The 19,925-nt window shown below is 59.8% G+C and carries 13 protein-coding genes; 8 read left to right on the forward strand and 5 right to left on the reverse strand.

What is annotated here, in order from left to right; translation table 11 throughout:
• Positions 1-17 precede the first annotated feature (17 nt).
• Entirely contained in the window at positions 18-1,085 is a 1,068-nt protein-coding gene (locus tag F550_RS0105080; protein ID WP_018147446.1) for an MBL fold metallo-hydrolase, read from the reverse strand.
• Between the two features lie 53 nt (positions 1,086-1,138).
• Entirely contained in the window at positions 1,139-2,518 is a 1,380-nt protein-coding gene (locus F550_RS0105085) for an L-serine ammonia-lyase (RefSeq protein WP_018147447.1), read from the reverse strand.
• A 127-nt stretch (positions 2,519-2,645) separates the two neighbouring features.
• On the opposite strand from F550_RS0105085, the gene F550_RS0105090 reads away from it, so the two are divergent.
• The 3 genes from F550_RS0105090 to F550_RS0105100 all read left to right on the forward strand — a co-directional run bounded on the left by F550_RS0105090 (position 2,646) and on the right by F550_RS0105100 (position 7,539).
• Entirely contained in the window at positions 2,646-4,130 is a 1,485-nt protein-coding gene (locus tag F550_RS0105090) for an amidase (RefSeq protein WP_018147448.1), read from the forward strand.
• A gap of 31 nt (positions 4,131-4,161) precedes the next feature.
• Entirely contained in the window at positions 4,162-4,950 is a 789-nt protein-coding gene (locus tag F550_RS0105095) for an enoyl-CoA hydratase/isomerase family protein (protein ID WP_018147449.1), read from the forward strand.
• A 246-nt stretch (positions 4,951-5,196) separates the two neighbouring features.
• On the forward strand, positions 5,197-7,539 hold the full coding sequence (locus F550_RS0105100; protein ID WP_018147450.1) for a TonB-dependent receptor: 2,343 nt from the start codon (positions 5,197-5,199) through the stop codon (positions 7,537-7,539).
• A gap of 86 nt (positions 7,540-7,625) precedes the next feature.
• On the opposite strand, the gene F550_RS0105105 is transcribed toward F550_RS0105100, so the two are convergent.
• Positions 7,626-9,044 (reverse strand): DUF2252 domain-containing protein, encoded by a 1,419-nt coding sequence (locus F550_RS0105105; protein ID WP_018147451.1) that lies wholly within the window; start codon positions 9,042-9,044, stop codon positions 7,626-7,628.
• A 168-nt stretch (positions 9,045-9,212) separates the two neighbouring features.
• On the opposite strand from F550_RS0105105, the gene F550_RS0105110 reads away from it, so the two are divergent.
• The 5 genes from F550_RS0105110 to F550_RS0105130 all read left to right on the forward strand — a co-directional run bounded on the left by F550_RS0105110 (position 9,213) and on the right by F550_RS0105130 (position 16,559).
• On the forward strand, positions 9,213-10,217 hold the full coding sequence (locus tag F550_RS0105110) for a zinc-dependent alcohol dehydrogenase family protein (protein WP_018147452.1): 1,005 nt from the start codon (positions 9,213-9,215) through the stop codon (positions 10,215-10,217).
• 180 nt (positions 10,218-10,397) lie between these two features.
• Positions 10,398-12,599, forward strand: coding sequence for a catalase/peroxidase HPI (gene katG, locus F550_RS0105115; protein WP_018147453.1), 2,202 nt, complete (start codon positions 10,398-10,400; stop codon positions 12,597-12,599).
• Between the two features lie 152 nt (positions 12,600-12,751).
• Positions 12,752-13,240, forward strand: coding sequence for a (2Fe-2S)-binding protein (locus tag F550_RS0105120; RefSeq protein WP_018147454.1), 489 nt, complete (start codon positions 12,752-12,754; stop codon positions 13,238-13,240).
• Complete coding sequence (locus tag F550_RS0105125) at positions 13,237-14,286, forward strand: FAD binding domain-containing protein (protein WP_018147455.1); 1,050 nt, start codon at positions 13,237-13,239, stop codon at positions 14,284-14,286. Before F550_RS0105120 ends, F550_RS0105125 begins: the two co-directional genes overlap by 4 nt.
• Positions 14,286-16,559 carry a xanthine dehydrogenase family protein molybdopterin-binding subunit gene (locus F550_RS0105130; protein WP_018147456.1) on the forward strand — a complete coding sequence of 758 codons (2,274 nt, stop codon included), beginning with the start codon at positions 14,286-14,288 and terminating at the stop codon, positions 16,557-16,559. Before F550_RS0105125 ends, F550_RS0105130 begins: the two co-directional genes overlap by 1 nt.
• Here the strand turns inward: F550_RS0105130 and ligD are convergent.
• A complete protein-coding gene (ligD, locus tag F550_RS0105135) occupies positions 16,556-19,039 on the reverse strand; it encodes a DNA ligase D (protein WP_018147457.1) in 2,484 nt (827 codons plus the stop codon). The genes F550_RS0105130 and ligD overlap by 4 nt on opposite strands.
• A 6-nt stretch (positions 19,040-19,045) precedes the next feature.
• Positions 19,046-19,915, reverse strand: coding sequence for a non-homologous end joining protein Ku (ku, locus tag F550_RS0105140; RefSeq protein WP_026180582.1), 870 nt, complete (start codon positions 19,913-19,915; stop codon positions 19,046-19,048).
• Positions 19,916-19,925 lie beyond the last annotated feature (10 nt).

The following is a 19,925-nucleotide window of genomic DNA, read 5'->3' on the forward strand; positions in this document are numbered from 1 at the left end:
CACCGCCGCGTGCAGGCTCAAACGCCTCGATACCAGTCCACACCATCGCTATCTCGCTCAACCACGGCGTGGCCTTCGGCAATCAGATAGTTGAGATGCGCAATTGCCTCACCTGTTGCGAGGGAGAGAGAGTCGTCGCCGATCTTCCGGCCGAACAGAGCTGGAAACGTGTCAACGACACGGCGTGGTCCTTCTCCCAGACGCTGAGCGAGACGCCGCAGCCCAACATCATGGCCGCGCACCAGATGATCGAGACGCTTATGCGCCCCGCGAAACGGCGTATTGTGCGCTGGAAGCACCAGAACATCGTCAGCGACGGCTTCCTTCAGCCGCGCGCAGCTATCCAGCCAGTCCTTCAGCGGATTTGCCTTCGGCTCGGTTGGATGGACCGACACGTTGGAGGAGATACGCGGCAGAAGCTGGTCGCCGGAAATCATGACATTCTCGGCTTCACAATAGAGGCAGGCATGCTCGGGGGAGTGCCCATTGCCCATGACGATCTGCCAGTCGCGTCCGCCCAGCCTGATCGTCTCTCCGCTGCCGAGCCTGCGATAGGCATCCGGCATCTGGCTGACGCCCTTACCGAAACGCCCGAAGCGGCTGCGATAGGTGTCGATCTGTTCAGCGGTCCAGCCTGCAGCGATATAAAAGTCGATGCCCGCGGCGGGGGCCTCGCGGCCTGTATCTGCGACCAGCATGCGGCAGGAAATATACTCCAGCTGGCTCATCCATAGCTCTGCGCCTGGGAATTTACGCGTCAGCCAGCCAGCATTGCCTACATGATCTGGATGCATGTGCGTGACGATCACGCGCCAGACGGGTCGGCCGCCCAGCTTTTCCTCGAAAATCTTGCGCCAGGCGTCTTTCGTTTCTGGCAGTGGCATACCGGTATCAACGATCGTCCAGCCTTTTTCGCCGTCATCGATCAGCCAGAGATTGATCCATTCGAGCGCGAATGGCAGGCGCATTCGAAGCCAGTGCAGCCCCCGTATGATTTCCGTGGTCTCGCCCTGCTCCGGGGTCTGCTCATCGAAGGGGTAAATCAGGCCGGGCTTTGCCGGGGTCTTTGTCTGTAATCCATCCATGGCGTCAGCCTGCCATGATTGGGGAGCGCGACCAATCGGTGACGGCGGGGAAGTCAGCACGCAATGACATTGACGGCGAGGCCGCCCGTGCTGGTTTCCTTGTATTTGTTCGACATGTCGTTGCCGGTCTGACGCATCGTCTCGATGACCTGGTCCAAGCTGACCTTGTGCTGGCCCGTGCCCTGAAGGGCGAGCCGCGCCGCATTTGCCGCTTTTACAGCCCCGAAGGCGTTGCGCTCAATACATGGGATCTGAACGAGGCCGCCGACAGGGTCGCAGGTGAGGCCAAGATTGTGCTCCATGCCGATCTCGGCGGCGACACAGACAGTATCGGCGTCGGCGCCCCATACGGCAGCAAGCCCGCCAGCGGCCATCGAGCAGGCGACGCCCACCTCGCCCTGACAGCCCATCTCGGCCCCGGAAATCGATGCGCGCTGCTTGTAGAGAAGACCGATGCCACCGGCCGTCAGCAGGAAACGGCGCGCCTTGTCGGGGTTCAGCTTGTCATCATCGCAGCAATAATGGCGCATGACGGACGGAAGGACGCCGGCCGCGCCATTTGTCGGCGATGTGACGACACGCCCGCCCGCGGCATTCTCTTCATTCACGGCCATGGCATAGACATTGAGCCAGTCGAACAGCTGCTCGCGCTCATTCGAGCCTGGATTATCGACAAGACGGCGATAGAGATCTGGCGCGCGGCGTTTCACGTCAAGCCCGCCGGGAAGCGTGCCTTCAGTGCCCAGTCCGGCGCGAATGCACTCCATCATTGTCTGGGCGATTTTATCCAGTCGTTTCTGTGTCTTCTCACGCGTTCTTCGTGCATCTTCGTTGTGAAGTACGAGCTCATCGACCCGCCAGCCATGCGCCTTGCAGAGCGCGATCATTTCGGCTGCTGAACTGAACGGGTGCGGTGCGCCGCGGGCGCTTTCGACGAGGTCACCCTGAGCTGGCTTTTCAAGTTGCTTTCGCGAGGCAATGAAGCCGCCGCCTGTCGAGTAATACTCCCGGCTGTAGGGCTCTTTACCTGACCCGTCATGGAGCGTCAGGACCATGCCATTGGGATGCAGGTCCGGGACGATGTCTGTGCAGAACTGGAGGTCCTTGAGCGGATTGAGCGCAATCTCGGGACCGCCGTCGAGCTGTATCGTCTTTGTCTGCACGATCTGCCTGAAGCGGGTTTCGGCCTCTACCGGGTCGGCCGTCTCTGGCTGCATCCCCACAAGGCCCAGTATAACCGCCTTGTCTGTGCCGTGCCCCACCCCTGTCAGAGCAAGCGAGCCCTGAAGCGCGACCTCTATACGCGTTGCGCCATCCAGCCTGCCTGCCCGGTCAGCTTCCTGAAGAAAGCGCCGCGCGATCCGCATCGGGCCCACCGTGTGTGAGCTGGAGGGGCCGAGGCCGATACGAAAAAGGTCGAGGACAGAGAGCATGGAGACATGGCCTGACGCATAAGGAATAGAAACGCTCTTTCGGGCTATCCCCTGCTTGCCTTCTCAGCAAGTCCGTCGCACCTTTGGATGCATATGGCCCGCCAGAGGCCGATACGGGAGGAAATCGATGACCATGATGACCAGACGGCGCCTTCTGGCGACCGGGACCTCGCTTGCGGCGCTGCTGCCCTTTGCCAATGCGTGCGCCCCCGCAGCCGTCATGCGCGCCGGAGCCGGATCTGATAATCTGGACGGCGTTGCAATGGCGCAGAAGATCGCGAGCGGCGAGACAACGTCGATCCAGCTGACCGAAGCTGCGATCGCACGGGCGGAGGCGGTAAACCCGCAGATAAATGCCCTGGCGACCAAGACCTATGATCTTGCGCGCACGCGCGCCGCGGCCAGCCCTGCAGGCGAGTTTGGCGGCGTTCCAACTGCCATCAAGGATCTCGATAACTGGAAAGGCGCGCCGACCATGTATGGCAGCCGCGCATTCCGCGGCAATCTCGCCGAGTCCGATTCGGTCCTGCCGGGCCGTTGGCGCGAGGCTGGTGTGGTGGCCATCGGTAAATCCACGACGCCTGAGATGGGCCTCACTTCATCGACAGAGCCACTTGTCACCGGCGCGACACGCAATCCCTGGGACCTTTCGAGGTCCCCGGGCGGATCATCAGGCGGGGCTGCGGCTCTTACCTCAGCGCGCGTCGTTCCCTTCGCACATGCAAGCGATGGCGGGGGCTCGATCCGTATTCCTGCCGCCTGCTGCGGTCTTTTTGGATTGAAACCTTCACGGGGGGCGCTTGTCTCGGCGTCCAGCGGCGCGCCGGTTGAACTGAGTGTCGATCATGCTGTCACGCGCACCGTCCGAGACAGCGCCGCGCTGTTTGCGATGGCCGAAGCAGAAAGCGACCTGCCCCGCATCGGCCGTATTACTGGCCCCTCGACGCGCCGGCTCAAGATCGCTTTTGCGCCGGAGCCAGAGAATGGGGCGGCACTTGATGCGGAAACAAGAAGCGCAATCGAGCAGACAGCGACGCTCTGCCGCGAGCTTGGCCACGAGGTGGTCGACTGGAAACTGCCAATCGATGGCAAGAAATTCCAGGACCAGTTCATCCTGTTCTGGGCGGCAGGCGCTGCCCAATTCATGCAGGACGCAGCCGCCCATACCGGCAAGCCGCCTTCCGGCGAGCTGGTCGAGCCCTGGACGCTGGGGCTCGCATCCTATTTTGCGGCGCGAGAGGGTGAGTTCGCGGAGACTGTTGCCGACCTTCAGGCCTTTTCATCCACCTATGACGGCTGGTTTGAAAATTTCGATGTCCTGCTGACACCGACCGTCTCGACACTTCCGCCAAAAATTGGCGCGCAGGCTCCAGACGGCGACTTCGAGGAAACGATGAAATCGGTGACCGATTATGTTGCCTTCACACCCTACATGAACGTGTCCGGGGCAGCCTCCATGAGCGTGCCGCTTTTCTGGTCCGAGGGCGGTCTGCCTATCGGGTCCATGTTCTCAGGCCGCCGCGGCGATGACGGATTGCTTCTGGCGCTCGCCTACGAGCTGGAAGAGGCAAGGCCGTGGATCTCGAGACGCCCGCCGCTGATCTCTGCTTGACGGGACCAGTGGAAGCTGAAACCCGTGGCCAATGTCCGCAAAAGAAAAACGCCCCGTATATCTGGCAGGCTCCGGCAGTAGCGCAGAAATCGTTATCAACGCGCCTCAGAGGCGAAACGCCCTCAGCATGTCCATGTGGTCTGCGCTTCCGGTTCTGGTGCGCACCGTAGATGCGGACACGGCTGCGAAAGCCCTCATCATCCATGGAGGCGAAGGCGGTCATTTCGCGGCCGGCGTCGATATCTCGGAATTCGAGACGATCTATGACGGCGAAGAAAAGACACGGCAGACGACAGCGATTATCTCCGAAGCCCTGGATGCGATCATAAAATGCAGGAAGCCCGTAATTGCTGCCATTGAGGGCAGCTGTTTTGGCGCGGGAATCTCCCTGGCTGTGGCCTGCGACGTGCGCATCGCGTCTACCTCAGCCCGGTTTGGATTGCCGCCTGCCAAGCTTGGTATCGTCTATCCGCCCGCCGACCTCAGGCGGCTGTTAGAGACAATCGGCGCACCCGCGGCCAAGCGTATGCTGTTTACCGCCCGCCGGTTCACAGGCGGTGAGGCCGCACAGATGGGCCTTGTTGACGAGATCGCCGAGGAAGGCCTGACTCTGGCAGCTGCCCGGACCATGGCGGATGAAATATCCGGCAACTCAAGATGGTCGGTGCGCACGCTGAAAAAGATGATTGGCGAAATCGGATCCGGTGTGCCGGACGGAGACCTGCTCCATCACATGGTTGAAGGCGCTGCCGGAGAAGATTTCCGGGAGGGCTATTCAGCCTTTCTCGAAAAGCGCAAAGCCAGCTTCCCGTCAGGTTAGCCAACCACGCGGTCGACCAATTGCGTGACCGGCAGCCGAATTGCTGCAATGCAAACGCTGGTCCTCGCCCAAATGGGGCGTGATGCACAAAATCCTCACTTTCCAACTATTTCTGCATAGCGCTGAGTTGCCCCATTGAGCTTATGCCACGGCTCATTCTAAGCGGTGCTGCGCTGCGATCTCTAATAATTATTGGGATTTCGGCGATCTGGAAAGAACAATAAGTCTTTTGGGAGACCCATCGTAATGCATTGCAGCAAATTCCTCCTCGCTGGCGTGGCTTCTGCAGCCATTTTCGCTCAACTTCCTGCGCTGGCGCAGGACGCATCCGACAGCGACCGCGAGTCCGCCGTTGACCGCGTTCTTCAGAAAGTAACCGTTTCTGCGACCAAAAAACAGAATGTCGAGGACGTCCAGGACGTGCCGGTATCTGTGACGGCTTTTAACGCTGACACGCTCGACGCGCTCAACGTGACGACGCTGGAAAGCCTGTCCTACACCACACCTAACGTTTCGCTCGACGACGTTGGCACTGCGCGCGGCACGGCAAACTTCGCCATCCGCGGTCTTGGCGTGAACTCCTCCATTCCGTCGATCGACCCTGCAGTCGGCGTGTTCATTGACGGGGTTTATCTCGGCGTGAACAGTGGCGTTGTGGTCGACCTGTTCGATCTCGAAAGCGTTGAAGTCCTTCGCGGCCCGCAAGGCCTGCTTTTCGGTCGCAACACGACCGGCGGCGCCCTGGTGGTCAACACCGGCAACCCGACTGACGAGTTCAGCTACAAGGCACAGGCAACCTTTGACGGCCCGATCGACGATGATCGCGGCGGCCTCAACTCCACCGTCCAGGGCACCGTTTCCGGTCCGCTCATCGATGGCGTTCTCAACGGCAAGCTCGGCGCTTATTACAACACCGATGCCGGCTATTTCAAAAATCTGAACGATGGCGACAATCACGGCGAAGCCCAGGTCGCGATCTATCGCGCCGCACTCGAGTGGTTTGCAACTGACCGCCTGACCGTTCTTGCGAAGGGTGAGTTTACCGACAGCCGCGTCGATGGCCCATCTGGCCAGAACCGGTCCTACTTCGACCGCGACAGCTTTGATTTCTCCATCAACAGCCCGGGCACGGGCGATGCCGAAACCATCTTCGGTTCAATTCGTGCCGACTATGATGTCGACTTTGGTAATGGCCGGATCACCAATATCCTCGGCTATCGCGAGTATGATTCGCTCAGCACAGGCAGCGACATTGACGCAACCCCGTTCACCCTGTTCCATTCGGAAGCAGAGTTCGTTCAGGAGCAGGTTTCCAACGAGCTTCGCTATGCTGGCACATTCGGCAAAACGGATCTCACGACCGGCCTCTACTACTTCAACCAGACGCTCGACTACACCGAGGTCCGCAACCTGCCAACGACGCGTCCGGCCCCGCTTCCAGCGAGCATTCCGTGGATCTTCTACGGCGGCGGTTCGCAGGACCACACGGTCTATGGCGCCTTCGCAAACGTCGACTATTCGATCACGCCTGACCTGATCGCGACCGTCGGCCTGCGTTATTCGAAAGAAGAAAAAGACGCGGACATCACCTTTATCCGTCCGCGCTTTGAGTGTTCGGTCGCTGAAGGTACATGCCCAACCACCGGCTTCAACCAGCTGCTGGGTGCCATTGGTGCGCAAGAGCCAAACGGCTTCTCCGACGGCGATGAGTGGTCCAACTGGACACCGAAGCTTGGCCTGCAATACTTCTGGTCGGACAACTTCCAGACCTATGGCTATTACACCAAAGGCTTCCGTTCGGGTGGCTACAACTTCCGCATCACGGACGTTGCTGTGTTCCTCGGTCAGATCCTGCCTGCAACAGGCGGCGAGCCCGGCTTTGACGAGGAAGAAGTCGACGCCTTCGAAATCGGCTTCAAGTCAGGCAGCGAAGACGGCCGTATCCAGCTCAATGGTGCAGCCTTCCTGACCAAGATCTCCGACATGCAGCGTGAAGTGAACACCGCTGGACCTTCCGGCGTCGTTCAGAACATCCTCAACACGGCCGATGCGACCATCACCGGCATCGAAATCGAAGGCCGTGTCGCGGTCACCGACAACTTCCTGCTGAACTTCAATGCAGGCATGATCGATGCCGAGTATGACGATGTCCGTTTCGACATCTCCGGCGATACGGTTGTGAACGGTCTAGACGAGCGGCTCGACCTGCCGCGCGTTCCACCGCTCACCTATGGCGTTGGCGCAATCTATGACATCGACCTTGGTGACTCGGGTGCCATTATCACCACCGCGAATTACCAGTTCCGTGATCGCATTGCCTACACCGACAGCAACTTCGGCTGGATCCAGGATGCGCATCAGCTGTCTGCCAACATCAGCTGGGAAACGCCTTATGACGGCTTCACTGTCTCGGTGTTCGGTGACAACCTCCTGGACAATGTCCAGGCCGGTAACGACACGCAGCTGCCTTTCCCAGGTCCGCTGTCGAACGGTGTCCAGACGCCTTACCAGCCCCTTCCAGGTGGCGGCACATTCTCGCCGCTCAAGAAGGGCCGTCTGGTCGGTGTCGAGTTCACGCTGCGCCGCTAGGCCTCGTGTGACATCCATCTAAGCTCAATGAAGAGGGCGGCAGCGAAAGCTTGCCGCCCTTTTTGTTTGCAAGGGCTTCATGCGTCCTAGCGGAAGACCAGTTCGATATTCTCGAAGGCGCCTCGAGCATGGTCTTTGGCAAATAATTTGTGATCGCGCTTCAGGCGGTCGGCTGCCTCTTCGGTGTAACCGACCATGTCATCAATGAAGAGCTTGCGCGGATGTGCTGCCTGCAGGATGGCCGGTTCGACGTCATAGTCGAGCTGACCGATATCATCTGAGCGTGCATGAGCCTGCGCGAGTGCTGCCCCGCAGACCTTGGCGTATTTCTTCCAGGTCTTGGTCGATAGGTCATTCATGTCGATATCATCGCGGAACGGCGCCCGTTCCCGGCTCATGAAGCTGTCCCCATCGATCTCCACAGCGCCGTAGAAAATGTCGCCATGCGCAAGCTGGACCTGCTGCCCGTGCGCGATGCGGTCTGCCTTGTCGCCGGCATTGAAATCCACGGGCGGGGTCAGACCTTCAAGCGCAGACTGGCGGGCGCGCTTGAACTCGATGATGATGTCGTCGCTCGCGTCCTTTGAGGGGCCCTCGATCAGCACATAATAGCGCGGCAGTCCCAGCGATGCGGTACCCTGACCGTGACGGACGCACACATCCTTGACCTTGAGTTCGCCGGCCCGATCCGGCACGTCGATACCCTTGGATCTGGCAAGGTCATTGATGGCTTTCTGGAACTTGTCTTTCTCCTTGGACATGGGCTGCAGTTCATCGGATGCCTTGAAGCCGCGCCCACTGGGCTTCAGATAATCCTCACGCAGCCAGTCGCGGCGATCTTCCCACGCCTCTTCGAAGAGCCGCTGGATGACCTTCGGCGAATTGTCGAGCCGGAAGGCGTCCTGCTGTTCATTCTCATATTTGGCATAGGTCTGCATGGCGTTGAGATAGCCTTTGACGAATTTCGCCACGACGTTGCGCCGCTTTCTGCGCTTCATGCCGGCAACCATCTCGGTCGCGACCCAGAAACCGACGGCGCCGCGTTTGATATCCCAGGTGAAAGGCGCGTAAATGGTTTCGTCGAAATCGTTGACGCCGAAGATCGGCGCGCCATTCTCGTCTGGCATGATCCCGAAATTCTGCGGATGCACATCGCCGAGCGCAATCACGGTTGGCATCTGGCTGTCTTCACCGACCATGTCGCGATAGAACAGAAGCGCCGTTCCGCGAAAGAATTTGAAATAGTCTTGGGATAGGATGTCAAACTTGTTGGCCGCCCCGGACGACCGGTTCTCGATGCGCGCGGCGTGGTCTTCTCTCAATGTAGAGCGCACATGCATGCGCCGGGCATGGCCCGTCAGGAAACGCGGCGGAACGACTTGCCCGCCAGCAGCGATCGTTTCGGCAAGCTGTCTGTAGTGCTCGACCTTGCCTTCGGCTTTCTCTGTCGGATGTAATTCCTTTTTCGGATCAGAACTGACCAGCTTCTCATTTTCTTCAGCCAAACCCGCCTCCAGATCTCTTATCAATGAGACGTAAAAACGCGTCCGACCCCCCGTAGGTTGCCTGCGACCGGTTCTTACCCCCGTGTGATCTTTCGAAATCACTTGGCTTTCGCAGGGGCAGTGATGCTTTGCGGTTGCACAAATCCAAAACCCAAAGGGAGTGCCTAAATGAAAGTCGCCAGTCTGAAAAAGCCCGGTGGTCTGCAGAATATCCAGATCGAGACCCGCGATGATCCCAAGCCAAAGGCAGGACAGGTCCTTGTCCGTGTGAAGGCAACCTCGCTCAACTATCACGACTTCGTGGTGGCCCAGGGCGGCATCCCCTGCCCGGATGGCCGGATCCTGATGTCGGATGGCGCCGGCGAAGTTGTCGAAGTTGGCGAGGGTGTCACCCGCTTCAAGAAGGGCGACAAGGTACTCTCGACCTTCTTCCCAGGCTGGCGCGATGGCCCGCCGGAGCTCGACAAGATGCTCGCGGTTCCGGGCGACCGGATTGACGGGTTCTCGGCCGAGCTCGTTGCCGCGCCGGCAGAAGGCCTCACCCGCATGCCAGACGGCTGGAGCTTTGCCGAAGCAGCCACCCTGCCCTGCGCCGCGCTGACGGCATGGCGCGGCCTGATGGTCGAGAACTCCATCCAGCCGGGCGACTGGGTGCTCACGCAAGGCACAGGCGGGGTGTCGATCTTCGCGCTTCAGTTTGCCAAGGCGGCTGGCGCACGGGTGATCTCCACGTCCTCCTCGAATGAGAAGCTCGAAAAGCTGAAAGAGCTCGGCGCCGATCACGTCATCAATTACAAGGAAACGCCCGAATGGGGTGCCAAGGCGAAAGAACTGACTGGCGGGCGCGGCGTCGATGAAGTCATCGAAATCGGCGGGCCCGGCACGATGGGCCAGTCGATTGCGGCCTGCCGTATCGGCGGACACATCTCGCTGATCGGTGTCCTGACCGGTATCTCTGGTGAGGTGCCAACGGCAGCGCTCTTCAGCTCGAATATCACCGTCTCCGGTATCACGGTCGGGTCGCGCCAATCGCAGGAAGACATGATCTCCGCGATCGAATCAAGCGGCATCAAGCCCGTCATCAGCGATCGCTTCCCGCTAGAAAAACTGGCGGACGCATTCGCCCATCAGGCGAGTCAGAAGCATTTCGGCAAGATTGTCGTCGAAATCTGAAGGATCCCCAGATAACAACAGCACGCGCAGGCAGGCCGGTTCGCCCGGCCTGCCATGCTTTTGTCCTACATATAGACTATGCCTATAGCTTATCGGCGGCGTTTTGATTTGTTCGATGCGGCTTGATCAGGTAGGTTACAGGTTCAGATCAAAGCGCAAGCTAGAAGGAAGGATTCTATCATGGCTGACGACGCCAAATGCCCCGTAATTCATGGCGAGGAACGCCACTGGCTCTTCAAGGGCCGTGGTAACAAGGAGTGGTGGCCAAAGCTGCTCAACCTCGAAATCCTGCACCAAAGGCACCCTGCCGGTGACCCGATGGGCGAGGACTTCGATTATGCAGAGGCCTTCAAGAAACTCGATCTAAAAACGGTCAAGCAGGACATCGCAAACGTCCTGACGGACTCCAAGGATTGGTGGCCGGCTGACTATGGTCATTATGGCCCGTTCATGATCCGCATGGCGTGGCACTCTGCAGGTACCTATCGCGTCGGCGACGGTCGCGGCGGTTCAGGCACAGGTCAGCAGCGCTTTGCGCCGCTCAATTCCTGGCCAGACAATGGCAACCTCGACAAGGCACGCCGCCTTCTCTGGCCAATCAAGAAGAAGTATGGCGCCAGCCTTTCCTGGGCTGACCTGATGATCCTCGCCGGCAATGTCGCGCTTGAGGATATGGGCTTCAAGACATTTGGTTTTGCTGGCGGCCGCAAGGACGTTTTCGAGCCAGAGAAAGATGTCTACTGGGGCACTGAAGAAGAGTGGCTTGCCCCCTCGGACAACCCGAACAGCCGCTACGCTGAAGGCCGCGCGCTCGAAAACCCGCTCGCAGCCGTCCAGATGGGCCTCATCTATGTGAACCCTGAAGGTCCTGACGGCGAGCCTGACCCGATGAAGTCGGCCTTCGATATCCGCGATACCTTTGCGCGCATGGCGATGAATGACGAAGAAACCGTCGCCCTGATCGCTGGTGGTCACACATTTGGTAAGTGTCACGGTGCTGGCGATGCAAGCCTGGTCGGCGCAGAACCAGAGGGCTCCGATATCGCGGCGCAGGGTTTTGGCTGGACCAGCGAACATGAGAGCGGTGTTGGCGGTCATGCCATTACATCGGGCCTGGAAGGCGCGTGGACGCCAACCCCGACCGAGTGGAGCATGAATTATTTCCGCATGCTCTTCGAGTATGACTATGAGCTTACCAAGAGCCCGGCTGGCGCCTATCAGTGGGAGCCGAAAAATGTGAAGGAAAGCGACCTCGCACCGGCAGCTGATGATGACTCGAAGAAAGTCAGCACCATCATGCTGACGACCGACCTCGCGCTGAAGATGGACCCCTCCTACGAGAAAATCTCCCGCCGGTTCTATGAGAACCCGAAGGAGTTCGAGGATGCCTTCGCCCGTGCATGGTTCAAGCTGACCCACCGCGATATGGGGCCAAAGTCCCGCTATCTCGGCGATGAAGCGCCTCAGGAAGACCTGCTCTGGCAGGATCCGATCCCGCCGGTCGATCACGATCTGATCGATGCGTCGGACATCAGTTCGCTGAAAGAGAAGATCCTGTCTTCGGGTCTTTCGGTTTCAGAACTGGTTTCGGCAGCCTGGGCATCGGCAGCCTCGTTCCGCGGGTCCGACATGCGCGGCGGTGCCAATGGGGCGCGCGTGCGTCTTGAGCCAGCCAAGAACTGGGAGGCCAACAACCCGGCCCAACTCGCCAAGGTTCTTTCCACCCTGGAAGGCATCAAGAACGGGTTTGATAGTGGCAACAAGAAAGTCTCCATGGCCGACCTTATCGTCCTTGGTGGCTGCGCCGCTGTCGAGAAGGCTGCGAAGGATGCAGGCCATGATGTGGACGTTCCGTTCACACCGGGCCGTACCGACGCAACCCAGGAAATGACGGATGCTGAATCCTATGCCTACCTTGAGCCGATGGCTGATGGTTTCCGCAACTTTGTGAAGCCGGATTATATGGTCCCGGCTGAAGAACTGCTCGTCGACCGTGCCCAGCTTCTGACGCTCAGCGCGCCGGAAATGACGGTTCTCGTCGGTGGCATGCGTGTCCTCGGCACCAATTCCGATGGCAAGCCGCATGGCGTGCTGACCAAGCGTGTCGGCCAGCTGACGAACGACTTCTTCGTCAACCTGCTCGAGATGGAAACGGCCTGGAAAGCATCGGAAGAGAACGAGCACCTCTATGAAGGTCATGACCGCGCCAGCGGCGACCTGAAATGGACGGCAAGCCGGGCTGACCTGGTCTTCGGTTCCAACTCGCAGCTTCGCGCAATCGCCGAAGTCTATGCCGAGAACGGGCATGAGACGAAGTTCGTGAAGGACTTCGTGAAGGCCTGGAACAAGGTGATGATGCTCGACCGTTTCGACGTCAACTAGTCGCCTTTTCAGCGATGGAAACCAGATAGCGCCCCGGTCCCGGCCGGGGCGCTTTTTCGTTGGGTCAACCAATTAAATCGGGCTGGACGCCTCGCCTTCCGATCACCCGCGCACTAGCATCATGATCAGGACGGCAGCGCGCGGGAGAGAGCATGGCGTTTCAGATATCTCTGAAAATAAATGGCAATGGACACGATGTAGAGCTGGAGGATGCCCGGCCGACGCTGCTCGATGTCCTGCGCGAACGCATTGGCCTGACCGGCACCAAGAAAGGCTGCGACCGCGGCCAGTGCGGCGCCTGTACGGTTCTGATCGATGGCCGACGTGTGAATAGCTGCCTTTCGCTGGCTGTCAGTCTCGACGGGGCAGACATCACCACTGTTGAAGGCCTCGCCGATGGCGACACATTGCATCCGGTGCAGGCCGCCTTCATCGAGAATGACGGCTTCCAGTGCGGCTACTGCACACCGGGACAGATCATGAGCGCGGTCGGCTTTCTGGGCGAAACGGACGGCGACGCTTCTGCCGAAGCCGTGCGCGAGGGCATGAGCGGCAATCTCTGCCGGTGCGGCGCCTATGCCGGCATTCAGGACGCTGTCATGGACGCTCAGGCGCGCATCGCGAGGGGAGCCAAGTCATGAAGTCGTTTGATTATCAGCGACCCGAAACCATCGAAGAGGCGATCAAGGCCGCGAACAAGCCCGGCGCTTCTTATTATGCCGGTGGCACCAATCTTCTAGACCTGATGAAGGCTGGCGTCCGCACGCCCGATAGCCTTGTCGATATTACACGCCTTGATGACCTCAAGCGGATTGAGCCACAGAAAGACGGGTCGCTGCGCATCGGTGCGCTGGTGCGCAATTCAGACCTTGCGCGCAACGCCGATATTCTAAGTGACTATCCGGCGATTGTCGAAGCCCTGCTCTCAGCGGCGTCCGGCCAGCTTCGCAATTCGGCGACGGTTGGCGGCAATCTGATGCAGCAGCCCCGCTGCGCCTATTTCTACGACCCCCATAGCGCCTGTAATCTGCATGAGGTTGGTGAGGGCTGTGATGCGCTCGAAGGCGAGACCGGCAAGCACGCCGTGCTTGGCTGGACGAAGACGTGCATCGCCGTCCACCCGTCTGATTTCTGCGTGCCACTGGCCGCGATCGGCGCGCGTGTCGTGGTCGATGGCCCGGATGGGTCGCGTGAGATTTCGATCGATGAGTTCTATACGCTGCCAAGCAGCACGCAGCCGCCCGGAAGCGCACTCAAACAGGGCGAGATCATCACCGCGATCATCCTTCCCTCGGACGCCAAGCGGTTTGCGCCGCGGGCTCGCTATATCAAGCTGCGTGACCGGACATCCTATGCGTTCGCCATCGTCTCGGCGGCCGCAATGCTCCACATCGGAGATGGCCGCATCAAGGACGCGCGGATTGCGCTCGGCGGTGTCGCCGCAAAGCCCTGGCGGGCACGCGAAGCAGAAGACGCTCTCAATGGCGCCGAAGCGAACGAGGCCTCCTTCAGGAAAGCTGCCGATGCGGCGCTGGCAGATGCCAGACCCTCGGGCGACAATGCCCACAAGATCGAACTGGCAAGACGCATCCTGGTGCGCGCGCTCAAAGCTGCCGCAGATGGGACGCCGCCGAAGATGCCGGACCTTCCCGGGTCTGTCTTTGCGGTTGGAAAGGAGGCCCGCTAATGGCTGACACACCTATGGTCGCGGCCCACCATGTCCGGCTGGGCTCAAACTCGGGCCAGCCGATGACGCGCCGCGACGGCATCGCGAAAGTCACCGGCACGGCGACCTACGCTGCGGACAACCACCCAGAAGACCTGCTCCACGCCGTCTTTGCGGGGGCAAGTATCGCACGCGGACGCGTGACGTCCCTCGATATAGAGGCTGCACTCGCCCATCCGGGCGTCGTTCATGTGATGACGCCCGCCAATACCCCTGCCCTGTCGCAGGATCCCGATCATAAGACCACGCCCTTTACTGCCCGGATCGACGTGCTGCAGAATGACAAGGTCCGTTATGCCGGCCAGCCAATCGCGGTTGTGCTCGCCGAGACGCTCGAAGCCGCCGTCGAAGGCGCCCGGCTGGTTAAGGCGACCTACGAAACTGACCAGGCGCGCATCGGCTTTGATGATGGCGAAGCGTTCGCCCCGGAAGCGGTCGGCATCTCCACGCCGCCAAAATTCTCAACGGGTGATTTTGAGGGCAACCGCAAGAAGGCGACCCAATCGGCCAGCGTCGAAATGGATACGCCCCTTCAGTATCACAACGCCATGGAGACCCATGCCGTCGTCGCCGAATGGGATGGCGACCATGTCACCGTCGACATGCCGAACCAGGCCATTGGCCTCGCCAAGCCCGGTATCGCCAACTATTTCGGCATTCCGCCTGAAAATGTGAAGCTTCGCTCGCCCTATCTGGGCGGCGGATTCGGCTCAAAAGCCGTCCTGTTCGGGCCGCAGATGCTGGGGATCCTCGCGGCACGTGAAATGAAGCGGCCGGTGAAGCTGGCACTCAAACGCGACCAGATGTTCGGACCGGTCCAGCACCGGAGCGCGACGCGCCAGAGCGTCCGCTATGACATGGATGCCAAGAACAGGTTTCTCGCCTTTGAGCACACGGCGAACGTCTCGACGAGCAGCTTCGATAACTGGCTGGACGGCGCGGCGAATGCGGGCCTCAGCCTTTATGCGACTCCGTCTATCAGCGTCAGCCATTCCGGCACACGCTTCGACACCGGCACGCCGGGCGCGATGCGCGCCCCGGGCATCGCAACCGGATCTGCGGTAATCGAATGCGCGATCGATGTGGCCGCAGAGAAGGCAGGCATGGACCCGCTGGAGTTTCGCCTGCTGAACTATGCCGAAAAGGACCCGTCCAACGGAAAGCCCTATTCTGCCAAGGCTTTACGGGAATGTTATAAAGCGGCTGCTGACAGTTTTGGCTGGGAGGACCGACCGCTGAAACCTCGCCAGATGCGCGATGAGAACGGCCTCCTGACAGGCTGGGGCATGGGCACCAGTATCTTCCACGCGCCCTTCTTCCCCGCAAAGGCACGGGCGGTCCTTCGCCAGGATGGCAGCGCGCGCGCAGAAACCTCTGGCGCCGATATGGGCCAAGGTGCCTGGACGGTTCTCTGGCAGATGGCGGCGGACGGGCTTGGCATGGCAGCCGACGATATCGAGTTCGACATCGGCCATTCTGATCTCCCCGATGGCAGTGTCGCCGGCGGCTCGGCGCATACGGCGTCGGCAGGCGGCGCGCTCTTTGCGGCCGGCAATGATGTCATCCGCCAGCTCGCCGAAATCGCAACGCAGGACAAGGACTCGCCACTCTTCGGCGCGGGCAATGAACGCGTGCTGGGTGAAAATGGCCGCCTCTTCAAGGCCGAGGATCCGAACGTCGGTGAAAGCTATACCGACATTCTTCAAAGGGCCGGTATCGAAGAAATCGAAGGCAAAGGCCGCGGCAACCGCGACAAGGCCAGCACCGAAACCTATGCCATGTTCTCGCACGGGGCAGTCTTCGCTGAAGTGAAGGTCGATCCTGACCTCTTCCAGGTTCGCGTTACCCGGCTGGTCGGGGCATTCGCCGCCGGACGGATCATCAATCCGCGCCTCGCCCAAAGTCAGCTCACCGGCGGTATGATTTGGGGCGTCGGTTTTGCCCTCCACGAAGAAGGCATTCACGACAAGCGTAGCGGCAGACCGCTCAATAATGACTTTGCCGGCTATCACATTCCGGTGCTGGCTGACGTGCCGCACCTCAAAGCGCTACTGGTCGATGAAGAGGACCCGCACGTAAATGACCTTGGTGTGAAAGGTGTCGGCGAGCTGGGCATTACTGGCACGGTTGGCGCGATTGCCAATGCGGTCTGGCATGCAACGGGCGTTCGCACAGCGCGCTATCCGATCAAGATTGAGGATCTTTTGAAGGGCGCGCAGACGCTTGAGGCTTAAGCGTCTGAAAGTACGCTTAGTACACTCTTCGAAATTGACTGCCTGACATCATCATAGCCCTCCCACGGGTCCGATTTGAGAGAGCTTAGACGCCGTCTGATATTGGACAGCGTGTAATCATGACCGGATGATATGCCAGCGAGCTCGTCCCAGCGGACAGGCGTTGCGACCGGTGCACCGGGCCTTGCGCGCAGCGAGTATGGACAGACCGCTGTCGCCCCGCGCTCATTGCGCAGCCAGTCGATGAAGATACGCCCCTTGCGCTTGGCTTTCGACGCCTCGGCGACATAGATATCCGGGGCTGCCTCCGATAGCTTTTTTGCGAGGCCCCGTGAGGCGGCCTTGACCTCATCCCAGCCCTGCCGGCGCTCAAGTGGCGCTATGACATGCAATCCCTTGCCGCCAGTCAGCAGCACAAAAGTCGTCAGACCCGCTGCGCCGAGCACGTCGCGTACCTCGTAGGCAGCTGACCTCACATCCTCGAAATCAAGCCCCTCATCAGGGTCGAGATCCAGCACAAGCCGGTCCGGCTTCTCAAGCTTGTCGGTTCGCGAGCCCCAGACGTGCAGTTCAAGCGCGCCAATTTGCGCCGAAGAGACAAGCGCCTCAGCCGTGTTCAGAACGAGATAACTCGATGTCTCGCCATCCTTTTCCTTGATTTTCGTTTCGCCGATCGCGGCTGGAACGGAGTCAGTGTGGTGTTTCTGGTAGAAGCACTTGCCCCCTGCCCCTGACGGGCACCGGACAAGACTTACCGGATGGTCCTTGATATGTGGGATCATGCGCGGCGCAATCTCTGCCAGGTATTCGGCGATTTCGCGCTTGGTGGCGCCCTGCTCTTCATAGACCACGCGGTCGGGGTGGCTAATGCGGATACCGAGCACCTTGCCATTGTCTTCGTCGCCAGCCTCTTCCTGCTTGGCTGCTGTCGTCTTGACGTCCCTTGGTGCCTTGTCCTCTCGCAGCCCCTGAAAGCTTGGATGACGCAGCAAGCCGTCGGACGTGCGCTCTGTGTAAGCAATCTCACCGACAAGTTTCGGCGTCAGCCAGACCGCGCCGCGTTTCGCGTCCGATGGAATATCCTCGAAAGCCGGCGTCTTGCGCTCAAGCTTTGCCATCGCGCCCGCCAGCTCATCCATGAGCGCCTCATTGAAGCCCGTGCCGACGCGCCCTCGGTAAAGCAGCTTGCCATTTTCGAACTCCCCCAGGAGCAGCGAAGCAAAAGGCCGACCGCGCTTGTCGGACTTGCGATACCCGCCGATCACGAATTCATCGCGCCCCACGCATTTCGACTTGATCCAGCCGGAGCCACGTCCCGACACATATTTGGCGGCGGCCTTCTTGGAGATAATTCCTTCGAGGCCCATGCCGCAGGCCTTGCCGATGACGTCCTCGCCCTTGCCCGCAATGTGATCGGAGAACCGGATGATCTCCTCATCTTTCGGCATGATGTCCTTGAGCGCGGCCTTGCGCTCGGTCAGCGGTTTCTTGCGGAAATCCTTGCCGCCGAGCGACAGGAGATCGAAGGCGTAATAGGCGAGCGCTGCATCCCCTTCACCTTTTGTGGCCGCCTGCAATGACGCAAAATGGCTGTGGCCACGATCATCCAGCGCAACGAGTTCTCCATCTATCGCCGCGCTCTTCACATCCAGCTCCGCAAGCGCTTTGGCGACATCCGGATAGCGATCCGTCCAGTCCTTGCCATTGCGCGTGATCAGGCGGACCTGATGTCCTGCGATCAGTGCCTGAATGCGGTAGCCATCGAATTTCAGTTCATGCAGCCATTCTTCGCCGGACGGCGGATCATCGCGCAGTTTTGCAAGTTGTGGCTCAACAAAGTCCGGGAAATCGGGCGCCTCATCCTCGCCCAGAATGTTGGCGTCCCCACTTGCCGCGGCCACGGCAATCTCATCGAAATCCCGATTGGTTGTAACGCTGGTCTGCCAGGTCTCACGCGGGTCGGAGTCGCGGTCGGCTTCGTCATCCTTTTCCTTGATGAGAAGCCAGTTCTCTCTGCCCTTTTTCGAGTTGTTCTTCATCAGGACCAGCGCCCAGCCGCCTTTCATGCGCTGACCTTTGAGGTCGAACTTCAGGGACCCTTTCTTCAACCCCTCTTCAGGGTCTTCGCGCGGGATCCATTCTCCCTGGTCCCAGAGCATGACCGTCCCGGCGCCATAGCCATCCGGGATGACCCCTTCGAAGTCGCCATAGTCGAGAGGGTGATCTTCAGTACGCACGGCGAGGCGCTTGTCGGCGGGGTCGAGGCTCGGCCCCTTCGTGACCGCCCAGCTTTTCAGAACGCCGTCCAGCTCCAGCCGGAAGTCATAATGCAGGCGGCTTGCATCATGCTTCTGAACCACAAAGCTGAGCTTACCCCTGGATTTCGACTTGCGCCTTGAAGAGCCGTCAGGTTCCGGCGTTCGTGAGAAGTCGCGTTTCTCACGATAGGTCTTGAGGGAGTCGGAGCTGGATTTCGCCATGCCTGATTACGCCGCCTTTCCAGACTTTGACTTCGAGGACCTGGACGAGGTTTTCGAGGCGGTCTTTTTCTTGGCGCCGCTCTTGTCCTTGTCGACGCTCTTCTTCAGCGCCTCCATGAGGTCGACCACCTTGCCCTTGCCGCGGGGCGTATCGCTGTCGCCGCTGTCATCGTGGCTAACCGCGCCCTCTTCCCGCTTCTCCTTGATGAGGTCCATGAGCGCATCGGCATAGCTCGACTTGAAGACTTCAGGCTTGAAGGGTTTGGTCTTTCGCTCGATCAGCTCGCTGGCAAGCTCGAGCATCTCCTTGTCGGGTTTGACCTCGGGAATCTCGTCGAAAATCTTGTCACTCTCGCGGATTTCGTCGGCAAAACGGAGCGTCTCGAGAAGCAGGCCATCCCCGCAAGGCTTGATCGCAACCACATAGTCGCGCCCGCGCACCGCCATCTGTCCCAGCCCAACCATCTTGTTCTTGCGCAGCGCGTCGCGGATGACGGTGAAGCCTTCGGCAGCAACCTCATCATCGCGCGGAACGACATAGTATGGCTTCTCGAAGTAACGTGGATCGATCTCGCACGACTCCACGAACTGGACGAGATCTATGGTCCGCTTGCTTTCCAGCTTGATCTCATCAAGCTCTTCTGGCTCCAGGATGACATACTCATCCTTGCTGGTCTCAAACCCCTTGACGATCTCATCCTTGTCGACGGGTCCGACACCTTCAGCAATCTTCTGATAGCGGATACGCTTGCCGCTGGGTTTGTGGATCTGTCGCAAGGACACGGTCCGCGAGGATGATGTCGCAGAGTATAATTCGATCCCGATATTGACGAGGGAAAGGCGCAAATAGCCTTTCCAGTAAGCACGCATAGCCATGATTGGCCCT

Source organism: Henriciella marina DSM 19595 (genome assembly GCF_000376805.1).
In the GTDB taxonomy this organism is placed as follows: Bacteria; Pseudomonadota; Alphaproteobacteria; order Caulobacterales; family Hyphomonadaceae; genus Henriciella; species Henriciella marina.

Coding starts and splice junctions, on each gene's coding strand:
- F550_RS0105130 (WP_018147456.1), top strand. CDS start 14,286: ATGGCTGACACACCTATGGTCGCGGCCCACCATGTCCGGCTGGGCTCA.
- ku (WP_026180582.1), bottom strand. CDS start 19,915: ATGGCTATGCGTGCTTACTGGAAAGGCTATTTGCGCCTTTCCCTCGTC.
- F550_RS0105080 (WP_018147446.1), bottom strand. CDS start 1,085: ATGGATGGATTACAGACAAAGACCCCGGCAAAGCCCGGCCTGATTTAC.
- F550_RS0105090 (WP_018147448.1), top strand. CDS start 2,646: ATGACCATGATGACCAGACGGCGCCTTCTGGCGACCGGGACCTCGCTT.
- F550_RS0105095 (WP_018147449.1), top strand. CDS start 4,162: ATGTCCGCAAAAGAAAAACGCCCCGTATATCTGGCAGGCTCCGGCAGT.
- F550_RS0105100 (WP_018147450.1), top strand. CDS start 5,197: ATGCATTGCAGCAAATTCCTCCTCGCTGGCGTGGCTTCTGCAGCCATT.
- F550_RS0105110 (WP_018147452.1), top strand. CDS start 9,213: ATGAAAGTCGCCAGTCTGAAAAAGCCCGGTGGTCTGCAGAATATCCAG.
- F550_RS0105125 (WP_018147455.1), top strand. CDS start 13,237: ATGAAGTCGTTTGATTATCAGCGACCCGAAACCATCGAAGAGGCGATC.
- F550_RS0105085 (WP_018147447.1), bottom strand. CDS start 2,518: ATGCTCTCTGTCCTCGACCTTTTTCGTATCGGCCTCGGCCCCTCCAGC.
- ligD (WP_018147457.1), bottom strand. CDS start 19,039: ATGGCGAAATCCAGCTCCGACTCCCTCAAGACCTATCGTGAGAAACGC.
- F550_RS0105120 (WP_018147454.1), top strand. CDS start 12,752: ATGGCGTTTCAGATATCTCTGAAAATAAATGGCAATGGACACGATGTA.
- katG (WP_018147453.1), top strand. CDS start 10,398: ATGGCTGACGACGCCAAATGCCCCGTAATTCATGGCGAGGAACGCCAC.